Source organism: Nonomuraea sp. NPDC050153 (assembly GCF_044460125.1).
GTDB lineage: Bacteria > Actinomycetota > Actinomycetes > Streptosporangiales > Streptosporangiaceae > Nonomuraea.
Window position 1 is genome coordinate 128,081 of the sequence record NZ_JBITJQ010000020.1, and the last position, 19,348, is coordinate 147,428.

23 protein-coding genes are annotated in these 19,348 nt (G+C 71.2%); 13 read left to right on the forward strand and 10 right to left on the reverse strand.

Going from position 1 to position 19,348, the window contains the following annotated elements; translation table 11 throughout:
- Nucleotides 1–3 precede the first annotated feature (3 nt).
- Nucleotides 4–1,248 (reverse strand): NAD(P)/FAD-dependent oxidoreductase, encoded by a 1,245-nt coding sequence (locus tag ACIBQ1_RS37890; RefSeq protein ID WP_397284451.1) that lies wholly within the window; start codon nt 1,246–1,248, stop codon nt 4–6.
- Between the two features lies 1 nt (nt 1,249).
- Nucleotides 1,250–1,438 (reverse strand): ferredoxin, encoded by a 189-nt coding sequence (locus tag ACIBQ1_RS37895; protein ID WP_397284453.1) that lies wholly within the window; start codon nt 1,436–1,438, stop codon nt 1,250–1,252.
- A 180-nt stretch (nt 1,439–1,618) separates the two neighbouring features.
- On the opposite strand from ACIBQ1_RS37895, the gene ACIBQ1_RS37900 reads away from it, so the two are divergent.
- Together ACIBQ1_RS37900 and ACIBQ1_RS37905 are read left to right on the forward strand one after the other, a co-directional pair.
- Entirely contained in the window at nt 1,619–2,977 is a 1,359-nt protein-coding gene (locus tag ACIBQ1_RS37900; RefSeq protein ID WP_397284455.1) for a glutamine synthetase family protein, read from the forward strand.
- A 12-nt stretch (nt 2,978–2,989) separates the two neighbouring features.
- Nucleotides 2,990–4,252 (forward strand): cytochrome P450, encoded by a 1,263-nt coding sequence (locus tag ACIBQ1_RS37905; protein WP_397284457.1) that lies wholly within the window; start codon nt 2,990–2,992, stop codon nt 4,250–4,252.
- 32 nt (nt 4,253–4,284) lie between these two features.
- Here ACIBQ1_RS37905 and ACIBQ1_RS37910 read toward each other — a convergent pair whose 3' ends face one another.
- The 4 genes from ACIBQ1_RS37910 to ACIBQ1_RS37925 all read right to left on the reverse strand — a co-directional run bounded on the left by ACIBQ1_RS37910 (nt 4,285) and on the right by ACIBQ1_RS37925 (nt 7,071).
- Nucleotides 4,285–5,529 (reverse strand): MFS transporter, encoded by a 1,245-nt coding sequence (locus tag ACIBQ1_RS37910; protein ID WP_397284459.1) that lies wholly within the window; start codon nt 5,527–5,529, stop codon nt 4,285–4,287.
- Nucleotides 5,526–6,101: an ArsR/SmtB family transcription factor gene (locus tag ACIBQ1_RS37915; protein ID WP_397284461.1), complete on the reverse strand. Its 576-nt coding sequence runs from the start codon at nt 6,099–6,101 to the stop codon at nt 5,526–5,528. The genes ACIBQ1_RS37910 and ACIBQ1_RS37915 overlap by 4 nt, the downstream gene beginning before the upstream one ends.
- 69 nt (nt 6,102–6,170) lie before the next feature.
- Entirely contained in the window at nt 6,171–6,476 is a 306-nt protein-coding gene (locus tag ACIBQ1_RS37920; protein ID WP_397284463.1) for a hypothetical protein, read from the reverse strand.
- 130 nt (nt 6,477–6,606) lie between these two features.
- Nucleotides 6,607–7,071 carry a hypothetical protein gene (locus ACIBQ1_RS37925; protein WP_397284465.1) on the reverse strand — a complete coding sequence of 155 codons (465 nt, stop codon included), beginning with the start codon at nt 7,069–7,071 and terminating at the stop codon, nt 6,607–6,609.
- 199 nt (nt 7,072–7,270) lie between these two features.
- Here ACIBQ1_RS37925 and ACIBQ1_RS37930 point away from each other — a divergent pair, with 199 nt between their 5' ends.
- The 5 genes from ACIBQ1_RS37930 (at nt 7,271) to ACIBQ1_RS37950 (ending at nt 10,671) form a co-directional block, all read left to right on the forward strand.
- A complete protein-coding gene (locus ACIBQ1_RS37930; protein ID WP_397284467.1) occupies nt 7,271–7,885 on the forward strand; it encodes a hypothetical protein in 615 nt (204 codons plus the stop codon).
- Between the two features lie 237 nt (nt 7,886–8,122).
- A complete protein-coding gene (locus tag ACIBQ1_RS37935; protein WP_397284469.1) occupies nt 8,123–8,404 on the forward strand; it encodes a hypothetical protein in 282 nt (93 codons plus the stop codon).
- Between the two features lie 8 nt (nt 8,405–8,412).
- On the forward strand, nt 8,413–8,691 hold the full coding sequence (locus ACIBQ1_RS37940; RefSeq protein WP_397284471.1) for a hypothetical protein: 279 nt from the start codon (nt 8,413–8,415) through the stop codon (nt 8,689–8,691).
- A 252-nt stretch (nt 8,692–8,943) separates the two neighbouring features.
- A complete protein-coding gene (locus ACIBQ1_RS37945; RefSeq protein WP_397284472.1) occupies nt 8,944–9,783 on the forward strand; it encodes an aminoglycoside phosphotransferase family protein in 840 nt (279 codons plus the stop codon).
- A gap of 198 nt (nt 9,784–9,981) precedes the next feature.
- Nucleotides 9,982–10,671: a leucine-rich repeat domain-containing protein gene (locus tag ACIBQ1_RS37950; RefSeq protein WP_397284474.1), complete on the forward strand. Its 690-nt coding sequence runs from the start codon at nt 9,982–9,984 to the stop codon at nt 10,669–10,671.
- A 442-nt stretch (nt 10,672–11,113) separates the two neighbouring features.
- Here the strand turns inward: ACIBQ1_RS37950 and ACIBQ1_RS37955 are convergent, their stop codons facing one another.
- Both ACIBQ1_RS37955 and ACIBQ1_RS37960 read right to left on the reverse strand, forming a co-directional pair.
- Nucleotides 11,114–11,530 (reverse strand): RidA family protein, encoded by a 417-nt coding sequence (locus ACIBQ1_RS37955; protein WP_397284476.1) that lies wholly within the window; start codon nt 11,528–11,530, stop codon nt 11,114–11,116.
- Between the two features lie 22 nt (nt 11,531–11,552).
- Nucleotides 11,553–12,164 (reverse strand): TIGR03086 family metal-binding protein, encoded by a 612-nt coding sequence (locus ACIBQ1_RS37960; protein WP_397284478.1) that lies wholly within the window; start codon nt 12,162–12,164, stop codon nt 11,553–11,555.
- Nucleotides 12,165–12,216: 52 nt separating this feature from the next.
- Here ACIBQ1_RS37960 and ACIBQ1_RS37965 point away from each other — a divergent pair, with 52 nt between their 5' ends.
- Nucleotides 12,217–12,705 carry a MarR family winged helix-turn-helix transcriptional regulator gene (locus tag ACIBQ1_RS37965; RefSeq protein WP_397284480.1) on the forward strand — a complete coding sequence of 163 codons (489 nt, stop codon included), beginning with the start codon at nt 12,217–12,219 and terminating at the stop codon, nt 12,703–12,705.
- An 18-nt stretch (nt 12,706–12,723) separates the two neighbouring features.
- On the opposite strand, the gene ACIBQ1_RS37970 is transcribed toward ACIBQ1_RS37965, so the two are convergent.
- The gene (locus tag ACIBQ1_RS37970) at nt 12,724–13,884 is read right to left on the reverse strand and encodes a pyridoxal phosphate-dependent aminotransferase (RefSeq protein ID WP_397284482.1); all 1,161 of its coding nucleotides are present in this window, start codon (nt 13,882–13,884) and stop codon (nt 12,724–12,726) included.
- Nucleotides 13,885–13,940: 56 nt separating this feature from the next.
- Here ACIBQ1_RS37970 and ACIBQ1_RS37975 point away from each other — a divergent pair, with 56 nt between their 5' ends.
- The 4 genes from ACIBQ1_RS37975 (at nt 13,941) to ACIBQ1_RS37990 (ending at nt 18,260) form a co-directional block, all read left to right on the forward strand.
- Nucleotides 13,941–14,486 (forward strand): helix-turn-helix domain-containing protein, encoded by a 546-nt coding sequence (locus ACIBQ1_RS37975; RefSeq protein WP_397284484.1) that lies wholly within the window; start codon nt 13,941–13,943, stop codon nt 14,484–14,486.
- Between the two features lie 196 nt (nt 14,487–14,682).
- Nucleotides 14,683–15,534, forward strand: coding sequence for a phytanoyl-CoA dioxygenase family protein (locus ACIBQ1_RS37980; RefSeq protein ID WP_397284486.1), 852 nt, complete (start codon nt 14,683–14,685; stop codon nt 15,532–15,534).
- A complete protein-coding gene (locus ACIBQ1_RS37985) occupies nt 15,531–16,391 on the forward strand; it encodes a helix-turn-helix domain-containing protein (RefSeq protein ID WP_397284488.1) in 861 nt (286 codons plus the stop codon). The genes ACIBQ1_RS37980 and ACIBQ1_RS37985 overlap by 4 nt, the downstream gene beginning before the upstream one ends.
- Nucleotides 16,392–16,634: 243 nt before the next feature.
- On the forward strand, nt 16,635–18,260 hold the full coding sequence (locus ACIBQ1_RS37990; RefSeq protein WP_397284490.1) for an ABC-F family ATP-binding cassette domain-containing protein: 1,626 nt from the start codon (nt 16,635–16,637) through the stop codon (nt 18,258–18,260).
- A 55-nt stretch (nt 18,261–18,315) separates the two neighbouring features.
- Here the strand turns inward: ACIBQ1_RS37990 and ACIBQ1_RS37995 are convergent, their stop codons facing one another.
- A complete protein-coding gene (locus tag ACIBQ1_RS37995) occupies nt 18,316–18,438 on the reverse strand; it encodes a hypothetical protein (RefSeq protein ID WP_397284492.1) in 123 nt (40 codons plus the stop codon).
- Between the two features lie 172 nt (nt 18,439–18,610).
- Here ACIBQ1_RS37995 and ACIBQ1_RS38000 point away from each other — a divergent pair, with 172 nt between their 5' ends.
- The gene (locus ACIBQ1_RS38000; protein ID WP_397284494.1) at nt 18,611–19,333 is read left to right on the forward strand and encodes a hypothetical protein; all 723 of its coding nucleotides are present in this window, start codon (nt 18,611–18,613) and stop codon (nt 19,331–19,333) included.
- Nucleotides 19,334–19,348 lie beyond the last annotated feature (15 nt).

The following is a 19,348-nucleotide window of genomic DNA, read 5'->3' on the forward strand; positions in this document are numbered from 1 at the left end:
TCCTCACGCGGTGAGAGCGGGCTGCTTGAGCAGGGCGGAGCGGTGGCGGGCGGCCGCGGCGGCGGCGGCGGGGCCACCGAGCGCGACGACGCCGACCAGCCGATCGGAGCGGTGGTAGCCGACGACCAGGTCCCCGCCCGGCTCGCCCTCCAGGACCCGGGCGTCGTCGAGGCCGAGCGCCGGGGCGCCGAAGGACTGCAGGCGGAAGTCGTGCTGGTCGCTCCAGAAGGTGGGCAGGGGCGCGAAGGGCTCGGGGTCCGGCTCTGCGCCGGCAAGATGCGCGGCCAGGGTCTTCGCGGCGCGCTTGGCGGTGTCTGCGGGCATCGACCAGTGCTCGACCCGGCGGGGCACGCCGTCGTAGCGGGCGTTGGGGAAGCGGGCCACGTCGCCGACCGCCACGACGTGCGGCAGGCCGCCCGCGCGCAGCAGCTCGTCGGTGACGACGCCGTCGGCGAGGTCCAGGCCGTTGCCGTCCAGCCATTCGGTGTTGGGGACGGACCCGACCGCCTCGACCACCACGTCGGCGGCCAGCCGGCGGCCGTCCCCCAGCGTCACGCCGGTCACCCGATCCTCGCCGTCGAAGGCGGCCATGCCGGTCACGCGGTCCTCGCCGTCGAAGGCGGTCACGGCGGTGCCGAGGGCGAAGCGCACGCCGCGGTCCTCGTGACGGCGCAGCAGCTCGCGGGCCAGCAGCTCGCCGAGGGGGCGAAGCAGCGGCAGCGGCTCCGGGTCGGCCACGGTCACCTCGGCGGCGCCGAGCGCGACGGCGGTGGCGGCGATCTCGCAGCCGATGAACCCGGCGCCGACCACGACGACGCGCGCTCCGGGGCGGGCCAGCTCCGCGCGCAGCATGCGGGCGTCGGCCATGGTGCGCACGGTGTGGCGGCCCCGGGCGGGGCCCGGACAGCGCAGCCGCCGGGAACGCACGCCGGTGGCGATCACCAGGCCGTCGAAGGCGAGCTCGGTCCCGTCGGCCAGGCCGACCGCTCGACGTCCCAGGTCGGCGGCGGTCACGGTGGCGCCGAGGATCCATTCGACGTCGGCGACGCTCGCCCGGGGGCGGAAGGCCAGCGACTCGAAGGGCTCCTTGCCGGCGAGCACCTCCTTGGACAGGGGCGGCCGGTTGTACGGCATCACCGGCTCCTGGCCGATCACCGTGATCGCTCCGGTCCAGCCCGCCGCGCGCAGTTGCTCGGCCGCGCGCAGGCCGCCCATCGAGGCGCCGGCCACGACGACGCGGGACGGCATGTCAGTCCTCAAGGGTGATGGCCTGGAGCGGGCAGACGTCCGCGGCGTTCTCGACGTCGGCGCGCAGCGACTCGTCCGGGTCGGCGACGTACGCCAGGTGGCCGGTCTCGTCGAGCCGGAAGACGTCGGGGGCGGCGAACACGCATTGCCCGTGGTCCTGACATTTGTTCATGTCGACGACGACCTTCATGAGCCACACCTCCTAGTTCGTTTGGGTCCAAACAACATAAGGAGGTGCCCGGGACCAGGTCAAGAGCCGTGACCACGCAAAATGATGAGGGCGGCCCTCTTGTGGGCTCGCCTGCCGACACATATCGTTTGGCTTCAAACGAAGTCACTGTGCCACCTCCACCCGCCCGAGGAGACGCCGATGAGCGCTCAGGACATCCCCCACCTCCAAGAGCAGCTGGCCCGGCTGGCCGCTCAGGACGTGGACGTGGTCCGCGTGATCTACCCCGACCTCATCGGCGTCGACCGGGCCAGGGACGTTCTCGTGGACCACCTGCCCGCCGCGTGCGAGCACGGGCTGGCCTTCTGCCGCGCCGTCTACCACACCAGCCCCCAGGGCGACGTGGTTCCCGTCGCGGGCGGCCTCGACGCCGGCCTGCCCGACATCGCGGTCCGCCCCGACCTCGACACGATCAGGCCGCTGCCCTGGGAGCCCGGCGTCGCCTGGTGCCTCGGCGAGGTCATCGACCCCGCGACCGGCGAACCGGTCCCCGAGTCGCCGCGCGACCTGCTGCGCGCGGTGCTCGACCGCTGCGGCGAGCAGGGGCTCACCCCGGTGGCCGGTCCCGAGCTGGAGTACTTCCTGTGCGAGCCCGATCCGGCCGCGCCGACCGGGTGGCGGCGCTACGCCGAGGCTCCGGGCAACGTCTACACCGCCGGGCGGCGCGGCGACCCCGACGGTCACCTGCTGCGTACCCTGCGCCACCTGCGTGACCTCGGCCTGAACGTGAGCATGGGCAACCATGAGTTCAGCAGCGGCCAGTTCGAGATCAACCTCACGCACTCCGCCGCCCTGGACGCCGCCGACCGGACCTTCCTGTTCAAGTCGGCGATCAAGGAGCTGGCCCGCGTGGAGGGGCGGCTGGCGACGTTCATGGCCAAGCCGTTCAACGACGAGGGCGGCTCAGGCTTCCACGTCCATCTGTCCTGTGTGAGCGGCGACGGCGAGCGGAACTGCTTCGACGACCCGTCCGCGCCGTACGGGCTGTCGGCCACCGCCCGGCACGCCGTCGCCGGCGTCCTGGCCCACGCTCCCGCCCTGGCGGCGCTGGCCAACCCGACCGTCAACTCCTACAAGCGCTTCGGCCCCGACACGCTCGCCCCCTGGCTGATCGACTGGGGCCTGGACAACCGCAGCGCCATGCTGCGCATCCCGCCGGAGCGCGGCGCCGGGACGCGGTTCGAGGTACGCCTCGGCGACGCCAGCGCCAACCCGTACCTCCTGCTGGCCGGGACCGTCGCCGCGGCGTTGCTGGGGGTGCGCGCCGGGCAGGAGCCGCCGCCCCCGCTGGAGGGGTACGGCTACGACACCGCGCGCGCCGCCGTCCTGCCCATGACGCTGGCCGACGCGCTGGACGCCTTCGAGGCCGACGGCGAGCTGACCGACCTGCTCGGCAAGGGCTTCACCACGTCCTACCTGGCCTACAAGCGCAACGAGATCGAACGCTTCCACCGGCACGTCACCGACTGGGAGTTCACCGAGTACGCCTACCACCTGTAGGAGCGCCACCACATGATCCCCGAGCCCCTCTCCCTCGACGAGGTCGACCTCGCCGACCCCGGCAACTTCACCGACGGGATCACCCCGTGGCGCATGTTCCACACCCTGCGCCACCAGGATCCCGTCCACTGGCAGCCCGAGCCCGCCCCGAACGCCGGCTTCTGGGCCGTCACCCGCCACGAGGACATCGCCCGCGTCGACCGCGACGCCGAGACGTTCACCTCCACCAGGTTCGTCAACCTGGAGGAGGTCGACGACGACCAGATCAAGCGCCGCGCCTCCATCCTGGAGCTGGACGGCGTGCGCCACCGCGCCCTGCGCGGCCTGCTCCAGCGCCAGTTCGGCGCCGCCGTCATCGGCCGGTACGCCGACTTCCTGCGCGGCCTGACCGCCACCACCCTCGACGCGGCGCTCGCCAAGGGCTCCTTCGACTTCGTTTCCGAGGTCTCCGCCGACTTCCCCATCAACGTGCTGGCCCGCCTGCTCGACGTCCCCGACGGCGACACCAAGCAGCTCATCGAGTGGGGCAACCGCATCATCGGCAACACCGACCCCGACTACGCCGACGTGCTGCTGGGCAGCCAGGAGAGCGAGCAGTACAAGCACCTGCCCTTCCGCTCCCCCGCCTCCCTGGAGGTCTTCGCCTACGGCCGGGAGCTCGCCCGGCGGCGGCGCGGCGGCACCGGCACCGACCTGGTCTCCAGGCTCGTCAACGAGACGCCGCGCGACGGCGTGCCCCTGTCCGAGCAGGACTTCGACAACTACTTCCTGCTGCTCGTGGTCGCGGGCAACGAGACCACCCGGCACGCCATCTCGCACGCCATGCTCGCCCTCATCGAGCACCCCGACCAGCTCGACCTGCTGCGCCGCGACCCCTCCCTCATCCCGGGGGCGGTGGAGGAGTTCCTGCGCTGGGCCTCGCCGGTCTACCACTTCCGCCGCACCGCCACGCGCGACGTCGAACTGGACGGCAAGCGGATCAGGGAAGGCGACAAGGTCGTCATGTGGTACGCCTCCGGCAACCGCGACGAGAAGGTCTTCGACGAGCCGTACCGCCTTGACGTCACCCGCACCCACAACGACCACGTCACCTTCGGCAAGAGCAGCCCGCACCTGTGCCTGGGCAACCTGCTGGCGCGCACCGAGATCCGCATCATGTTCGAGGAGCTCATCCCCCGCATCGCCGACATCCGCGTCACCGGCGAGGTGCCCCGGGTGCGCTCCAACTTCGTCAACGGCATCAAGAAACTGCCGGTCGAGGTCACGCTCGCCTGAGCCCGCGCCCAGGCGATCCAGGTACTCGGGGGTCAGGTCGCCTTGTCGGGTCCCTTGTCGGGTCTGGGGAGCGGTGGAGCGTGCCGGACAGCCGGACTGACAGTAGCGATGATCGCGGTGACGAGGGCCACCGCGGCGAGCACCACGATGGAACCGGCCGGTCCGAGTGCGGCCAGCAGGTAGCCGGCGCCGAGGCCGGCGAGGGACGTGACTCCCCAGGACATTGTCATGGCCGCGCTGGTGACGCGCCCCAGCAGCTCGTCGGGGACCAGGACGGTCGCGTACGTGGTGATCACGACGTTCCACAACGGTCCGATGAACGCGCAGGCGGCACCGACGGCCCCGAGCAGCAACGGGCTGGACGCGACCGCGAACAGGGGCAGAAGCGCGGCCCAGATCCAGTTGACTCCGATGATGACGGTTCTGGGGGTGAAGTGCTGATGGAGCCTGCTCGCCGCAAGCGCTCCGATCAGACCGCCACCGCTGTAGATGCCGAGTATCACGCCGATGGTGGCGGCGGAGGCACCCTGGTGCTGCGCGAGCACGACGAGAACGAGCGTGAGGGCGTGGAAGACCAGGTTGCTGACGGCGATCAGCAAGATCGCGGCGCGGATGAGGGGGTGGCGCCAAATCCACCGCAGGCCCGCGACGGCCGCCTGCCACAGCGGTTCCGATTCCGGCCTCGCGGGGCTGCGCAGGTCGCGTCGGATGAACAGCAGCCCGATCGAGGCGATCACGTGGCCGAGCACGTCGGCCAGGAACGGCGCGGCACGGTCGATGCCGAAGAGCAGGCCGCCCAGGGGCGGCCCGGCCAGAGCCGCGCCGCGACTCCTGGCCTCGTTCTGGGCGACCGCTTCGGGGAGGAGCCCGGTCGGGACGATCATGGGGAGGGCGGCGCGCTCGGCCAGCCCGAAGAAGACGAAGCACAGCCCCCGTACGAAGGCGACAACCGCGAGTTGCGCCACGGTGAGCACGCCCAGCCAGATGGCGATCGGGACCGTGCAGAGCGCCAGGCCCGCGACGAGCTCGCTGACCAGCAGGATCTTACGGCGGTCCCACCGGTCCACCAGCGGCCCGGCCGGCAGGTGGGCGATGAGGAAGGGCAGCGTGCCGGCGGTTCCGACGATCCCGGCGGCGGAGGGCGATCCGGTGGTCACGAGCACGAGCAGCGGCATCGCCGTCCCGCTGATCTGGGCCCCGAGGGTCGAGACGACCTGACCACTCCATAAGGCGGCGAATTCGCGGTTGCGCCACAGCGACTCTCCCCGCACGGTCACGACGCATCTCTGCCGTCCGGGGTGGGGAACGCGTGGAACACCACAGAGATGTGCCGGCTGCCGGGAGACGCCTGACCGGGTGCCCGGTGCCAGCGCTTGAGGAAGGCCAGGTAGTCCTCGCCGAACTCGGCCAGTTCCTCGGCGCTGAGCACGGTGGCGCCGAAGGAGTGCATCGCCGCAGCGGCGAACTCGCCGAACGCCTCCCTGTCGGACAAGTAGGCGGTGAGATCGCGATCAGCACGTTCCATCCACTGCCGGCCGATCTCATCGGCGGCGGCGGCAATCTCGGGATCGGCTGGGCGCCGCGGCAACCGTACGTCCTGCGGGATGGGCCGCCAGTACCTGCGACGCCCTGACGAACGGCCCGTGTCCTCCTCGATGAACCCGAACCGGGCCAGTTGCCGGAGGTGGTAGCTCGTCGCTCCGCGATCCGCGCCGAACTCGGAGGCCAGGTCGGCAGAGGTCGCCGAGCCATGACGGTGAAGCCAGGTCAGCAGCTGTTGTCGCAGCGGGTGAGCCAGGGCTTTGAGAGCGTCGATGTCGGACAGCACGCGCGGTTGCGATTCGGGCATGATGAGAAGATATCTATGCAAAGATCTCTTCTCAATACCGCTCTCTTTACCGACCTCCAAGTGCAAAGGTCAGCAGGCGTCGGCCCCGTCGAAGGTTCGGACTCCCCGGGCGACCTTGGAGGAGATGGTTTCGCCTGCCCGGACGGTGTAGCACTCGCCGTCGGTGCCGCGCGCCCACACGATGTTCAGCCGGAGGGTGCGGCCGCAGTCGTTGCGCGCGTACCCGGTCTTGGTGATCCTGCCCGTGGCCTGCCAGACGGTTACGCATGCGGGCGCGTTGCCTGCCGGAACCGCGGCCCGAACGGGGAGAGCTGACGCGAGAACGCAGCATGTGAGGGCGACGGAGGCGAGGGCTGCCTTGGAGGATTGGCGCACGGGATTCCTTCCTGCGGTGAACGCTCCATAGCGATTAGTAATCATATAGATACGAAAAGTCAACCTCGTGAGGCCGAAGGCCCCGCGCGCACCCCTGGGACTACCGGCACTGCGACGTGGCCGGCTCTCCTCAGCTCTGCGACCGGCGCAACCCGGCCCGGTCCAGGTACGACCCGACGGTGGCGAGGTCGGCGGTGACCAGAGCGACGTATCCGTCCGGCCGGATCAGGACCCAGTCATCGGGCGACAGGGCGTACGCGTCGCGCAGGTGACCGCCGCCGTCCAGGATGTCGCCGCGGACCCCGGTGGTGTGGACGCGCAGTCCGGCGCGCGGTACCCCGTACCCGATCAGCGTCCACCGGGGACCGGCAAGCAGTTGGAACGGCCGGCGCTCGGCCTCGTACGAGTCGAGCAGCGACTCGGCCGGCGCGTCCGGTGCGCTCGCGCGGCATCGCGGTGATCCCGGCCGCGGACGTGTCCACCTCGCCTTCGAGCGGGACGGCGCCCTGGCACTGGAACAGGTCGATGCCAGCCAGGTACGCGGCGGCCCGCAACGTCGACTCGCCGTCCGGTGTGCCGACCCGCGCGGCCACATCGCCGTCCGGTGTACTGACCCGCGCGGTCACATCGCCGTCCGCCTGGGAGAAGCCCAGTAGTTCATGCCGGTGTCGCGGGGCGTGGCCGAGCTCGGCCAGCCGGTCGGGCAGCACGCTCTCGGCGCCGACGAGCTCCCGGTCACCTGGTGAGGCCGCTCGGACATGCCGACCCTTCCGAGTCGTGAGTAGGGTGCTGCGGTGAGCACCTCCCGAGCCTCCTGGCGTAACACCACCCATGACTGGGCGACCGACGTCGACCTCGGCCACCTCGGCCGCATCCGGGAGAAGCCGGCGGAGTTCGCTCCCGGCGGCGTCCGGCACCTGATCCTCGAGGTTCTCGCCTACCCGGCCGACGAGGCGGCGAGCACGGGCGGCGGACGTTGCGCCGTCACCCTCCACCCCGACGGCTCGGTGTCCGTGGCCGACGAGGGGCGAGGCACCGACACCCGGTTCGACGAGCGGGGGCGGCCGGTGAAGAAGCCCGTCATGGCCTCCAAGGACCTGCGCTTCTTCGACGATCCCGGCGCGGAGGCACTGCCCGACGGGCATCCGCGCCGCGGCATGTCCGTCGTCGCCGCGCTCAGCGAGTGGCTCGTCCACACCAACCGCCGCCTGAACGGGTCCTGGACCCAGCGGTACGAGCACGGCGTCCCCGTCACGGACCTGGAGTCCGTCGCCGGCGACGGCACCACGGGAACGACCGTGCGCTTCCTTCCCGGCGCGCACCTGCCCCCGCTCACCGACGACCTGCGCCGCTTCGCGGACGGCTGGCCCGGCCTGTCCGTGGTCGTCGACGACCGGCGCGGCGGCTGACTGATCGGCCGGCTCATCCCGTGTCCGCACCACCGTCGCAGAGAGCGGCGATGCCGCGGCGGAGGCCCAGGCCACCCTCGGCTCGGTTTACCACTTCTTCCCGGGCGGCAGGACGGAGCCGGCAGTCGCCGCCGTCCACCACAGGGACAAGGAGTTCGCCGGCCTTCTGCGCGCCACGTTGGAGCGGGTGGACGATCCGGCTTCCCCAAGGACATCGCGCGCGACCTCGCCCACACGTTGATCAACTCGCTGGAAGGCGCGGAGATGTCCGCCCAGATATCCCGGAGCGAGACACCCCTTGTCCTTCCCGGCGGGCAGAGAGGGCCGAATGGGCGCGTCGCGTCCGGCGAGCGTCTGTCCGAGGTCGTGGACCAGGCTCTTGGCGTTCCTGCCGTGGTCGGCGGTGGCGAGACCGCCGCGTCGGGCGCGGCGTGGGCGGCTTCGCCGATGAGCGTGTCGAGCTTGGCGAGATGGTCGTTCGACGGAGGCGTTCCGGGGGCCCAGGCGCGCATGGGGTAGTCGGCGGTGTGGACAGAGAGGAGGTCGACGGCGACGGTCCAGAGCCAGTGGTTGATGTCGGCGGAGTAGATGCCGGGCGGTGGGCCGTACCGGTCGATGAAGCCGGCTGGAGGCTCTTCCGCGGCGACCGCGAGCGTGGTCCCAGTGCCGAGGAGGCTGACCGTCTTCCTCTTGGCGGTGAGGAGTGCCGCCTTGCCGGCGGCGTCGCGACCTGGGTCGTGAGGGTGGGGCGGAGGAGGAGTTCGGCGCTCTCCATGTGGTCCTCCTCGCCGGTCGCGGGGGCGTAGGAGTAGGTGCCGGCAATGCCGTGCTCGGAAGGCCAGGCGGCGCAGTTGATGCCGGCGTTGTCGACGTTCGTCGCGGTGGGCGCGACCGCGTCGGCGAGTGTCGAGGTGCGGGCGTCAACGAGCCGGTCGAGCTCCGCTGACCATCGTCGCGCTCGCCCAGGAAGCGCAGGTCTCACGAAACGCTCCAGACGTCCGATGGTTTCGGGCGACACAAAGGCTTCACCGAGTGCGATCGTCCGCCAAAATAGCGGGATGCCCCAACCAGTCCCCGCCGACCTCATGGAAATCGCTGAAGCACTTGTCCCCGACGCTCCTCTTGGCTCCGCACGCCTTGCCGAGCACGGGAATATGCACCACGTCGTGCTGTTCCCCGACGTCGCCGCCGTGCGTATCAGCAAGCGCCCCGATGCCGCCGCCGAGTTGCCGCGCCGAGTCGAGATTCTTCGAGCCGTTGCGGCGGCCGGCCTGCCTTTCGCCGTGCCGGAGCCGCTGACTGCGGTGGCCACGTTCGGGGAACGCGCGGCCGTCGCGATTTCGTGGATCGACGGCGAGGGGCTACCGGAAGGCATCGGGGACCCGGCGGCGTTCGGCCTGCTCTTGGAGGCACTGCGCGAGGTTGAGATCTCGCCGGAGCTCGAGGCTGTTCTCCACACGCCGCGCCGTTATGCCGATGGCTTGGGATGGGCCGACATCCTGAACGACGAGATCGTTCCGCGCCTGCCGACGAAGTGGCGTGACGGAGTTCGGCAGCGGCTGGACACGCTGCTGGCGCTCGAGGAGGTCCCGGCCAGACTCGTCCACGGCGACCTCGGCGGCAGCAACGTCCACTTCGGCGAGGACGGCAAGCTGACCGGCGTTTTCGACTGGGACATGGCGATCCTGTCCGACCCGGCGATCGACGCGGCACTTATCGCGACCTGGCACGGCTGGGACGTCCTCCGCGCCACCGACGAGAAGACCTACCGACGCGCCTGGGCCTGGAACGACGCGGTCGGGGTCGGGCACCTCCACGCGGTGTTCGCCGGCAGACCCTTGTCGCGCGTCGACGGTTTCGTCCGTTCCGTCGTCGCTTGGTTGGAGGAGCGCGGCTGATGCCCTCCCCTCGTGCTCGGCCCGGGAGACGGCTTCTCGCACTCCCCACAGGTGGCCGCCTTATTGGCAACCCGTTGGCGGAACGGCTGTCATCTGGGCGTCCACGGCGACGCACGCAGCGACCCGCAGCTCTCTGGTGGCAGGTCCTGTTCTGATCTTCAACGCTGGCCTGGCGTGTATTTCCTCAAGGAGGCATCGATGGCACCAGAAGCCGAAGAGCGCATAAATCACGCACTGCGCACCGGCACTCCCGTCCTGGACCTCTCCGCTATGGAGCTCTGCAGCCTGCCGGCAACACTGGCCGCGTTCACCTCACTCACCCACCTCAATCTGAACTTCAACAAGCTCAGCGAGCTACCGGATTGGCTGGGCGGGCTCACCTCGCTCACCCAGCTGGACCTGGCAGGCAACAGACTCCGCGAACTTCCCGAATCCCTGACCCGCCTTCACGCTCTCCAGGAACTCGGTTTGGCCGGTCACCACCTCGAGGAGCTACCCATGTGGTTGGGCGACCTCGAGTCGCTGACCGTCCTGGACTTGTCCGATGGCTCCCTGGACGAGTTGCCTGCGTGGATGGGGAAGCTCACCGCCCTCAAAATGCTCGACGTCCACGGCAACAACCTCAGCGAGCTGCCCGATTCACTCGGAAACCTCGCCTCGCTCACCCGGCTCGACGTGGCAGGCAACCCACTCAGCGAGCTGCCGGACTCGCTGGCCACGCTCCATGCCCTCGTCGAGCTCGACGTCACCGACACGTATCTGAGTGAGTTGCCGAAATGGTTGAAGAAGCTTCCCTCGCTGGAACGGATCGATCTGAACGAGGCCGACTTCGACAAGATTCCCAAGTGGGCCTCTCACCTGGTTGTGGATTGTGATGATTTCTCCTAGCGCGACGCTTTCTGAGGAGCCATCCCCTCTTCCGAAGCGCCCAAAGATCACCTACAGGAAATCGAAGACATCCCTCAGGTGCGCGTCGCACCGTGAGCCGGCGTCCTTCGAGGCAGGCTTCATCGCGGTGGGCGGGCGCCGTCCTCGACCGCCTGCCGTACGCCCTCGCCCAGCCGGACAGCGTCCCACCAGCCAGCCGACGTAACCACCGTCGCCCCAGCGGATGAGCGTGGAGACACCGCGGATCCGCGCCGCCTGAGGTCGTCCCCCAGCTCCTCAGCGGGCTGGGGGACGACGGACTTCGAGTTGCGCAGCCGAATCGGCGGCAAGGTCGGTGAGGGCGTCAGGCCCGTGGCGGCTCACCGGCGCGCCGGAGAAGGGCGTGCCGTCGCCGCGTCACCCGAGCCCGGGTCTCCAGCCGCCACCGTTCTCGGCAGGGAGATCAGACGTCCGCCGCGGCGAGCACGGCGACGGCTTCGACCTCGACGAGCTGGTCCTTGTAGCCGAGCACGGTCACGCCGAGCAGAGTGCTGGGCACGTCGTGCTCGCCCATGTACTCCCGATACACCTCCCACGCCGCGACCAGGTCACTCTGCCGGGAGGAGGCCACGTAGACCGTGGTCTTGACGACGTCGGTGAGCGACGCGCCCGCCCCCTCCAGCGCGGTCACGAGGTTGCGCATCACCTGGTGCGCCTGGCCCGCGTAGTCGCCGACCGCGACGGTCTCGCCTTTGAGATCAAGGGGACACGCGCCGGCCACCCAGATGGACCGCACCGGCGCGTCGGCGACCGCGGCATAGGCATATTCCACCTGCTGCGTGAGCTGGTGATTGCGGATCAGTCTGACGCTGCTGCTCATATCGTGCTCCATTTCGAAGAGTTCACCCGGGCCAGTTCGGTGAACGGCCCAGAATTGCCACGATCTCATCCAGGCGCGACCCCTCCGACCACGGGAGCGCCGGCGCGAAGGCCGCGCCGGGCGCCAGGCGCGCCGCACCGTCGGGTACGGCTTCGGCCACGGCGAGGGCCACGTCCAGCAGGTCCGCCGGGAACTCGACCTCGGTGCCCAGCGCCTTGGCGAGATCCCAGGAGTGCACCACGTAGTCGATGAAGTGAAAGCTGATCGCCTGCGCAGCGGGGAAGGCGCTTCCGCTTGAGAGCTCGGGCAGCGGGAACGTCCGCTCCAGCACGCCGTCGGCGGCGAAGGCTTCCAGGACGTGTTCGGCCGAGGCTCGGTAGCTCGCCACGGGGTCGTCGCCGAGGGAACGCGACTTCCACTGAGCCAGATCGCCGTCTCCCCTGGACGCCGCGGCGAAGCCGTAGTGCTGCGTGGCCATGTGCGCGAGCAGCCCGTACACGGTCCATCCAAGGCAGGGCGTCGGACGGGACAGATCCGCGGGCCGGACGAGAGCCGCCAGCTCGACGCCGGCGCGAACGGCCTGCGCGTCGAGCGCGACAAGATCAGCTTTTGCGACCACGTCATTCATACGCATCCGCATATGATGTGCACACGATTATTATCTGTCAAACGGTTATCTTGGACCCGTGACGGGCCGCCGCGACCTCGCCGAGATGATGCACCCCCTCCTGCAGTCGCTCATCGCGGCGGAGCTGCCGGTGCTGGCGGCGCACGGGGTCTCCATGTGGGGCTACACCGTGCTCGGCGCCCTGGACGACGGGTCCGTACGCACCCAGGCCGCGCTGGCCGAAGCGATCGGCGCCGACAAGACCCGCATCATCGCCACCCTCGACAAACTGCAGACGGCCGGGCTGATCACCCGCGAACCGGACCCGCACGACCGCCGCGCGAGGATCCTCACGATCACCGACGAGGGCCGCGAGGTGCGCAGATCGGTGCGGGCCGAGATCCAGGCCAACGAGGAGCGCCTGCTCGCGCGCCTGCCCGAGGCCGACCGCCACGGATTCCTCCGCGCCCTGCACGCGCTCTGCGAGCTACCTCGCGAACAGATCACCGAGAGGTCTCCGCTTGACCGGCGACCCGCCCAGCGATCGAACGCGGCCCACGACCGCTGACCACCCCGGGCGGGCGCGTCATCCGACGGCCAGGCGGAAGCGGTCGCCGAGGCCGGTGAGGCGTTCGACGGGTTCGTTGGCGAACACGATCCGCAGGTAGTGCCGCCCGCTGGGACCCCAGCCGTCCATGGGGGTGGCCGCGATCTTCGCCCGGTCGAACAGGCGCCGGGACAGCTCGGCGGGGGTCAGCTCCAGGGGCCTGGCGTCGACGAGGAGCGACCACCCGCCGTGCGGCCGGATGACCGGATAGCCGGCGAGCTCGCGCAGGACCGTCTCGCAGCGCCGTCCCCATTCGGCGGTGGCGGCGGCCACGTCGGCGTCGGCGTCGGGCGCGTCCAGCGCGGCGGCCACGGCGTCCTGTGCCAGGCCGACCTGGCAGACGACGTTGGTCAGGCCGACCAGGCGGATGTCGGCGACGATGTCGGCGGGACCGGTCACCCAGCCGACGCGCCAGCCGATGAGCCGCAGCTCCTTGGAGGCCGAACCGACGGTGACGGTACGCCGCACCAGGCCCTCGTGGGCCGCCGGGTGACTCGGCGGGCGGCCGTCGAAGCGGATGCGCTCCATGGCCGCGTCGTAGATCAACCAGGCGTCGTGGCGCTCGCAGGCGTCGGCGAGGGCGGACCAGTGGCGCTCGTCCAGGACGAGCCCGGTCGGCATCGCCGGCCCCATCATCAGGACGGCCGCCGTGCCGGGGCCGACGGCGCCGGCCAGTCGTTCGGGGTCGACGGTCCAGCCGTCCGCGGTGGGCCGGGCGGGGACGAAACGGGGGATGCCGCCCGCGAGCCGGACCCGGTTGACCAGGCCGGCGTAGATGGGGTCGCACAGCACGACCTCCTGGCCGGGCTCCACGGTCGCCAGCAGGGTGTTGAGGATGCCGTTGAGCCCGCCGGCCACGCTGACGCATTCGGTGTCGGCGTCGTAGGCGCGCCCGGAGATGCGCCCGACGTGCGCCGCGGCGGCCGCGCGAAGCGAGCGGCGCCCCTGGAACGGCAGATAGCTGTTGGCCGCGTCGTCGTCGATGGCGGCACGCGTGGCGGCGAGGGCGACGGCGGGCGGCCGCAGGTCGGTGTCGAGGTTCTCCAGTCGCAGGAACTCCGGGTCGCCCACGGCGTCGGCCGCGTCGCCGACGGTGTCCACACCGATGCCCGGGATGTCGCGCAGCCGCGTCACCGTCATACCGCCTCCAAGATGGACCACCCTGCTGGTACGTTCATACCACTATGCTGATACGCATGGATCTCACGCAAGTGGTAGGGCAGAACGTGCAGCGGCTGCGCACGGCGGCCGGGATATCGCTGGCCGACCTCGCGTCCGCCAGCGGCATCAGCAAGACCACGCTGCACGGCATCGAGCAGGGCCAGGGCAACCCGACCCTGAGCACCCTGTGGGCCCTGGCCACCGCGCTGAAGACGTCCCTCGGCGAGTTGCTGGAGGCGCGGGCCTCGACGGTCGAGGTGGTACGCGCCGACGACAGGCGGCCGCAGGTCGAGGGCGACGCGGTCAGCGCGCGCCTGCTCCACCGCATCAGCCTGCGCGGCACCGTGGAGGTGTACGACATCGCCGTCGCCCAGAGCACCCAGCACTCCGACGCCCACCTGTCCGGCGTCGAGGAGTGCCTCGTGCTCACCCACGGACACGTCACCACCGGGCCCGCCGAGGCCCCCATCGACCTGGCCGAAGGCGATTCCATCCGGTTCAGCGCCGCCCGCCCGCACCTTTACCGGGGGCACGCCGCGCACAATCGCGCCGTCCTGCTCATGGTGCATCCGGAGAGCTGACCGGGACACCGGCCCGCGAGAGGTGTCGACCTGCCCGAACCGCCGCTCGCCAGGCCCTCCCCGGCGTCGATCTCACCGGCGGCTCCTCCGGCCCGGGCGAGGCCATCGCGGTCGCGCCGGCGGATGACAGGATTCGCCATCCGGATGCGTGATCGGGCCATGGCCGGGGCCGGAGCGCGATGGCGATGATGGGGCGATGACGAACCCTGACGTGAAGAGCTCGTACGAGCGCGACGGCTACCTCGTCCTCGACCAGGCCCTCAACTCCGGCGAGGTCGGCAAGCTGCTCGAAGAGGCCGTCCGCATCTGCCGGGGCGAGCTCGGCGGCATCCGCGGCGCGCTCCCCGCCGGGGACGCCGACACCGACGACGACGTGCTGCGCAGGTTCCTGTGCGTCCACTACCCGCACAAGCTCTCCGGCCTGATGCTCGCCACGATGCGCCATCCGGCGATCGTCTCGGCGCTCACCTCGCTGATCGGCCCGAACGTCAAGGCGATGCAGTCGATGTTGTTCATCAAGTCCGAGGGCGAGCCGGGGCAGGCGTGGCACCAGGACGAGCTGTTCATCCCGACCCGCGACCGTTCGCTGACGGCGGCCTGGCTCGCGCTCGACGACGCCACCGTGGAGAACGGGTGCCTCTGGGTGCTGCCGGGATCCCACCGGCGCGGCGTGCTCTACCCGAACCGCGAGCACGACGACCCCCGCTACGACTGCACGGTGGAGTCGTACGGCTTCCCGCACGACGGCTCCGACGCGGTGCCCGTCGAGGTCGCGGCCGGCAGCGTGGTGGTGTTCAACGGTTACCTGTTGCACAAGTCGCTGCCCAACACCGGCCGGCGCGGCTACCGCCGGGCACTGGTCAACCACTACATGAGCGCCGAATCCCTGCTGCCCTGGGCCGTCCCGGCAGAGGGGACGGGGATGGCGCAGGCGGACTTCCGCGATGTCGTCCTCGTCTCCGGCACCGACCCGTACGCGTACAAGGGCGTCGAGGACGTGCGCCGGCCGCGGATCCGCCCGAATCGCGACGGCGGCTGTGACAGATGACGATCTCCGTCGACCTGGTGGCCCGGCTCGGGCCGAGTGTCGCGGACTATCCGCCCGGCTCGGCCTTCGGCCCGCGGGAGGCCAGGTCGTACCAGTTCGTCTGGCTCCTCGGCGGCAGCGCCACCTGGCTGTGGGACGACCTGGCGCTGTCGCTGGCTCCGGGACGGCTGCTGCTCATCCGGCCGGGCATGCGTGACGCGTTCCGGTGGGATCCGCGTACCCCGACCCGGCACGCGTACGTGCATTTCACGCTCACCGGTCAGCTGCCCGTGGACTGGCCGCTGGTGCGGGACCTGACCGGCCGGCACGACCCGATGGGCGCCCTGTGCCAGTATCTGCTCTGGCTGGGAGCCGAGTGCCCGCCGGGGTGGCGGGTCCTGGCCTGCGAGACGCTGCGACTGCTGACGCTGACGTTCCTGGCCGATCCCGCGCCCGCGCAGCGCACGCCGGCGACCCTGCCCTCACCGGTGATCGCGATGACGCGCGCGGTGCGCGAGCACTGGTCCGACGGGGTGGCCAGGCCGGTCCCGATGCGGGAGCTCGCCTCGGCCGCCCGGGTCTCGCCGAGCACGCTGTCCCGTACGTTCCGCCGCGTCTTCGGGGTCGGACCGGTCGCCGCCGTCGAACTGCTCCGGCTGACCAGGGCCGAACCCCTGCTGTGGCAGAGCAACCTGTCCATGCGGGCGATCGCCGCGCAGTGCGGCTTCGCGGACGCGTACCACTTCTCCCGCCGGTTCCGCGCGGTCTACGGGATGGCGCCGACCGCGTTCCGCCGCACCGCGCCGGAGTCCGCGCCGCCGTCACCGGCCGAGTCCCGCGGCCTCACGGTCCTGCAACCACTCGTCCAGGCTCCCTGATCCTGCGCTTCGGTGGCGGGGGCTTGCCGGTGGGCTGCTATGGTGTGAAACGCTCGTGATCGGAAGCTAGGAGACCAGACGTGGCAGGTGACGACGACATCTCCGGGTGATACCGGAGATTGACCGGCCCCGGCAGGCGCGCATGACCGCCGCCGATGTGGCCCATGTCGTCGTTCCCCGATCCCTGTCCCCCTTTGCCGGGTGCGTTCGGCGCGCCCGCGTTCTCGTACGAGGTCTTCTCACATGTCCGATGCGTTCATCATCTGCTCCAGCCTGTCCTTTTCCTGGCCTGACGACACGCCCGTCTTCAGCGACCTGTCCTTCACCGTGGGCGGCGGCCGTACGGGCCTCGTCGCCCCGAACGGCGCCGGCAAGAGCACGCTGCTCAAGCTGATCGCCGGCGAGTACCGGCCCGGAGGCGGGAGCGTGTCCGTCAGCGGGCCGCTCGGCTACCTGCCGCAGAGCCTGCCCCTCGCCGGCGACCTGACCGTGGCCGAGGTCCTCGGCATCGCGCCTGTGATCGCCGCGCTGGACGCCATCGAGTCGGGCGACGCGAGCGAGGAGCACTTCACCACGATCGGCAACGACTGGGACGTCGAGGAGCGCACCCGCGCCCAGCTCGACCGGCTCGGGCTCGGCGAGCTCGGGTTCGACCGCACGCTGCGTACGCTGAGCGGCGGCCAGATCGTCTCGCTCGGCCTGGCCGCGCAGCTGCTCAGGCGGCCCGACGTCCTGCTGCTCGACGAGCCGACGAACAACCTCGACCTCGCCGCGCGCCGCAGGCTCTACGACGTGCTCGGCGACTGGAACGGCTGCCTGCTCGTGGTCAGCCACGACCGCGCCCTGCTCGACCGCGTGGACCGCGTCGCCGAACTCGACCGGGGCGAGGTCCGCTCCTACGGCGGCGACTTCACCGCGTACGAGGAGGCCGTACGCGCCGAGCAGGAGGCCGCCGAACGGAACGTCCGCAGCGCCGAGCAGGAGCTCAAGCGCGAGAAGCGGGAGATGCAACAGGCCCGCGAGCGGGCCGAGCGCCGCGCGGGCACCGCCGCCCGCAACCTCAAGAGCGCCGGGCTGCCGCGCATCTTCGCCGGGAACATGAAGCGGGGCGCCCAGGAGTCGGCCGGGCGGGCGGGCCAGATGCACGCCGCCCGCGTCAGCGACGCCAAGGCCAGGCTCGACGAGGCCGGGCGGGCGCTGCGTGACGACCAGAAGATCGCGCTGGAGCTGCCGGGCACGAACGTGCCCGCCGGGCGCACGGTCTTCCACGGCGAGCACCTGCGGGCCCGGGACCTGTTCGCCGAGCCGGGCGTCGACCTGACGGTTCGCGGCCCCGAACGCATCGCGCTGACCGGCCCCAACGGCGCGGGCAAGTCGACCCTGCTGCGCCTGATCAGCGGCGACCTGGCGCCGGACGGCGGCACGACCAGGCGGGCCGACGGCCGCGTCGCGTACCTGTCGCAACGGCTCGACCTGCTCGACGTCGAGCGCACCGTGGCGGCGAACCTGGCCGCGTTCGCCCCCGGCATGCCGCAGGCGGAGCGGATGAACCTGCTCGCCCGCTTCCTGTTCCGCGGCGCGCGTGCGCACCTGCCCGTGGGCGTGCTGTCGGGCGGCGAACGGCTGCGCGCCACGCTGGCCTGCGTGCTCTGCGCCGAGCCGGCGCCCCAGCTCCTGCTGCTCGACGAGCCCACCAACAACCTCGACCTGGTCAGCGTGGGGCAGCTGGAGAGCGCGCTCGCCGCGTACGAGGGGGCGTTCGTGGTGGTCAGCCACGACGAGCGGTTCCTGGCGGAGATCGGGGTGGAGCGCCGGCTGGAGCTGTCCGGCGGCCGGCTCGTGGAGACCGGCGGGCCTGCCGGTGGGTGACGCGCGGGCGGCCTCGGCCTCCGCCACCTTCAGGCCCAGCCAGGTCTGGCTCTGATCAGCCGTGCAGGTGGCGGGTCAGCTCGTACAGACGGCGGGCGTCGGCCGGGTCGAGGGTCGGCAGTGCCGGGCATCGCGTCAGAACGGTGAATCCAACAGCACCTGCCGTGCCCCGGCTCATCTGTCCGATGCCCGCTGGACGTCGATCGAGCCGAGCCTGAGCGCTTGGCGAGCCGCACGCACGCAGGACCGCGCGAGCCGGGATCACCGTTGCCGACTCGCCTGCGCGACCGGTGGCGCCATCCGCGCCGTGCTCTCAGAATGGCGACCATGAGTGGCGAAGCCCTGGTGCGGTGGATGGCCGGAGTGCCGCCGTCCCGACCGGCGTCGGGGGCGAGCCGCAGGCCGCCTCCCTGGAGCGCTGGCTGGAGCATCGGTTCTCGACGGGCGCGATGCAAGACCCGGCGCGGGCCCTGGCGATGTGGGCGTGGACGGGCGCGGCCGGGCGCGTGGCCGCGCGTGCGGGTGACAGGTGCGGGCGGACCTACCCGGCTCCGCCCGCCGGGGTGACGCCCGCCGAGTACGGGGAGATCGGCTGGGAGTTCACGGACGAGCGGTGCGCGTACGACTTCCTCGACGGCGCGGGCAAGGGCGTGGTCCGCGTCGCCTTCGCTCCCGGCCTGCGGCACCAGGCCCTGGCGATCCGCGCCCCTGACGGGATCGGCGCGCAGTTGTGGGTCGACGGCGAGCCGGTGCCCGTGCCGTGCGACCGGAGGTGGGGCCCGCTGTGCGACGAGCACGTCGCCTGGCTGGACGACCGATTCGTCCACGCCGAGGTGGGCGGCCTGTGGAGCCATCCTCTGTACGACCCGGTGAAAACAGATCTGCTCGGCAACATCCGCGGGCTGCTGATCTGGGACGCGGCGAAACGCGTCCGGCACCTCCAGCTCCCGGCGCCCGGTGAGGCGTGGACGAGCCCGATCCTGCTGCGGCGGGGCGATTCGTGGTGCGTCTATCCGGACGGCGAGGCGTACCGGGCGGATCGTCCCGATCGCACGCTCCCGATCCCCCGCTGAGCCCGGCCCGCCGAG

Excerpts from the sequence above, each read along its gene's own strand:
- ACIBQ1_RS37895 (WP_397284453.1), bottom strand. The coding sequence starts at position 1,438 with ATGAAGGTCGTCGTCGACATGAACAAATGTCAGGACCACGGGCAATGC.
- ACIBQ1_RS37945 (WP_397284472.1), top strand. The coding sequence starts at position 8,944 with ATGCCCCAACCAGTCCCCGCCGACCTCATGGAAATCGCTGAAGCACTT.
- ACIBQ1_RS37970 (WP_397284482.1), bottom strand. The coding sequence starts at position 13,884 with ATGACGGTGACGCGGCTGCGCGACATCCCGGGCATCGGTGTGGACACC.
- ACIBQ1_RS37905 (WP_397284457.1), top strand. The coding sequence starts at position 2,990 with ATGATCCCCGAGCCCCTCTCCCTCGACGAGGTCGACCTCGCCGACCCC.
- ACIBQ1_RS37990 (WP_397284490.1), top strand. The coding sequence starts at position 16,635 with ATGTCCGATGCGTTCATCATCTGCTCCAGCCTGTCCTTTTCCTGGCCT.
- ACIBQ1_RS37900 (WP_397284455.1), top strand. The coding sequence starts at position 1,619 with ATGAGCGCTCAGGACATCCCCCACCTCCAAGAGCAGCTGGCCCGGCTG.
- ACIBQ1_RS37975 (WP_397284484.1), top strand. The coding sequence starts at position 13,941 with ATGGATCTCACGCAAGTGGTAGGGCAGAACGTGCAGCGGCTGCGCACG.
- ACIBQ1_RS37915 (WP_397284461.1), bottom strand. The coding sequence starts at position 6,101 with ATGCCCGAATCGCAACCGCGCGTGCTGTCCGACATCGACGCTCTCAAA.
- ACIBQ1_RS37890 (WP_397284451.1), bottom strand. The coding sequence starts at position 1,248 with ATGCCGTCCCGCGTCGTCGTGGCCGGCGCCTCGATGGGCGGCCTGCGC.
- ACIBQ1_RS37985 (WP_397284488.1), top strand. The coding sequence starts at position 15,531 with ATGACGATCTCCGTCGACCTGGTGGCCCGGCTCGGGCCGAGTGTCGCG.
- ACIBQ1_RS37925 (WP_397284465.1), bottom strand. The coding sequence starts at position 7,071 with ATGTGGCCGCGCGGGTCGGCACACCGGACGGCGAGTCGACGTTGCGGG.
- ACIBQ1_RS37980 (WP_397284486.1), top strand. The coding sequence starts at position 14,683 with ATGACGAACCCTGACGTGAAGAGCTCGTACGAGCGCGACGGCTACCTC.
- ACIBQ1_RS37955 (WP_397284476.1), bottom strand. The coding sequence starts at position 11,530 with ATGAGCAGCAGCGTCAGACTGATCCGCAATCACCAGCTCACGCAGCAG.
- ACIBQ1_RS37950 (WP_397284474.1), top strand. The coding sequence starts at position 9,982 with ATGGCACCAGAAGCCGAAGAGCGCATAAATCACGCACTGCGCACCGGC.
- ACIBQ1_RS37960 (WP_397284478.1), bottom strand. The coding sequence starts at position 12,164 with ATGCGTATGAATGACGTGGTCGCAAAAGCTGATCTTGTCGCGCTCGAC.
- ACIBQ1_RS37995 (WP_397284492.1), bottom strand. The coding sequence starts at position 18,438 with ATGAGCCGGGGCACGGCAGGTGCTGTTGGATTCACCGTTCTGACGCGA.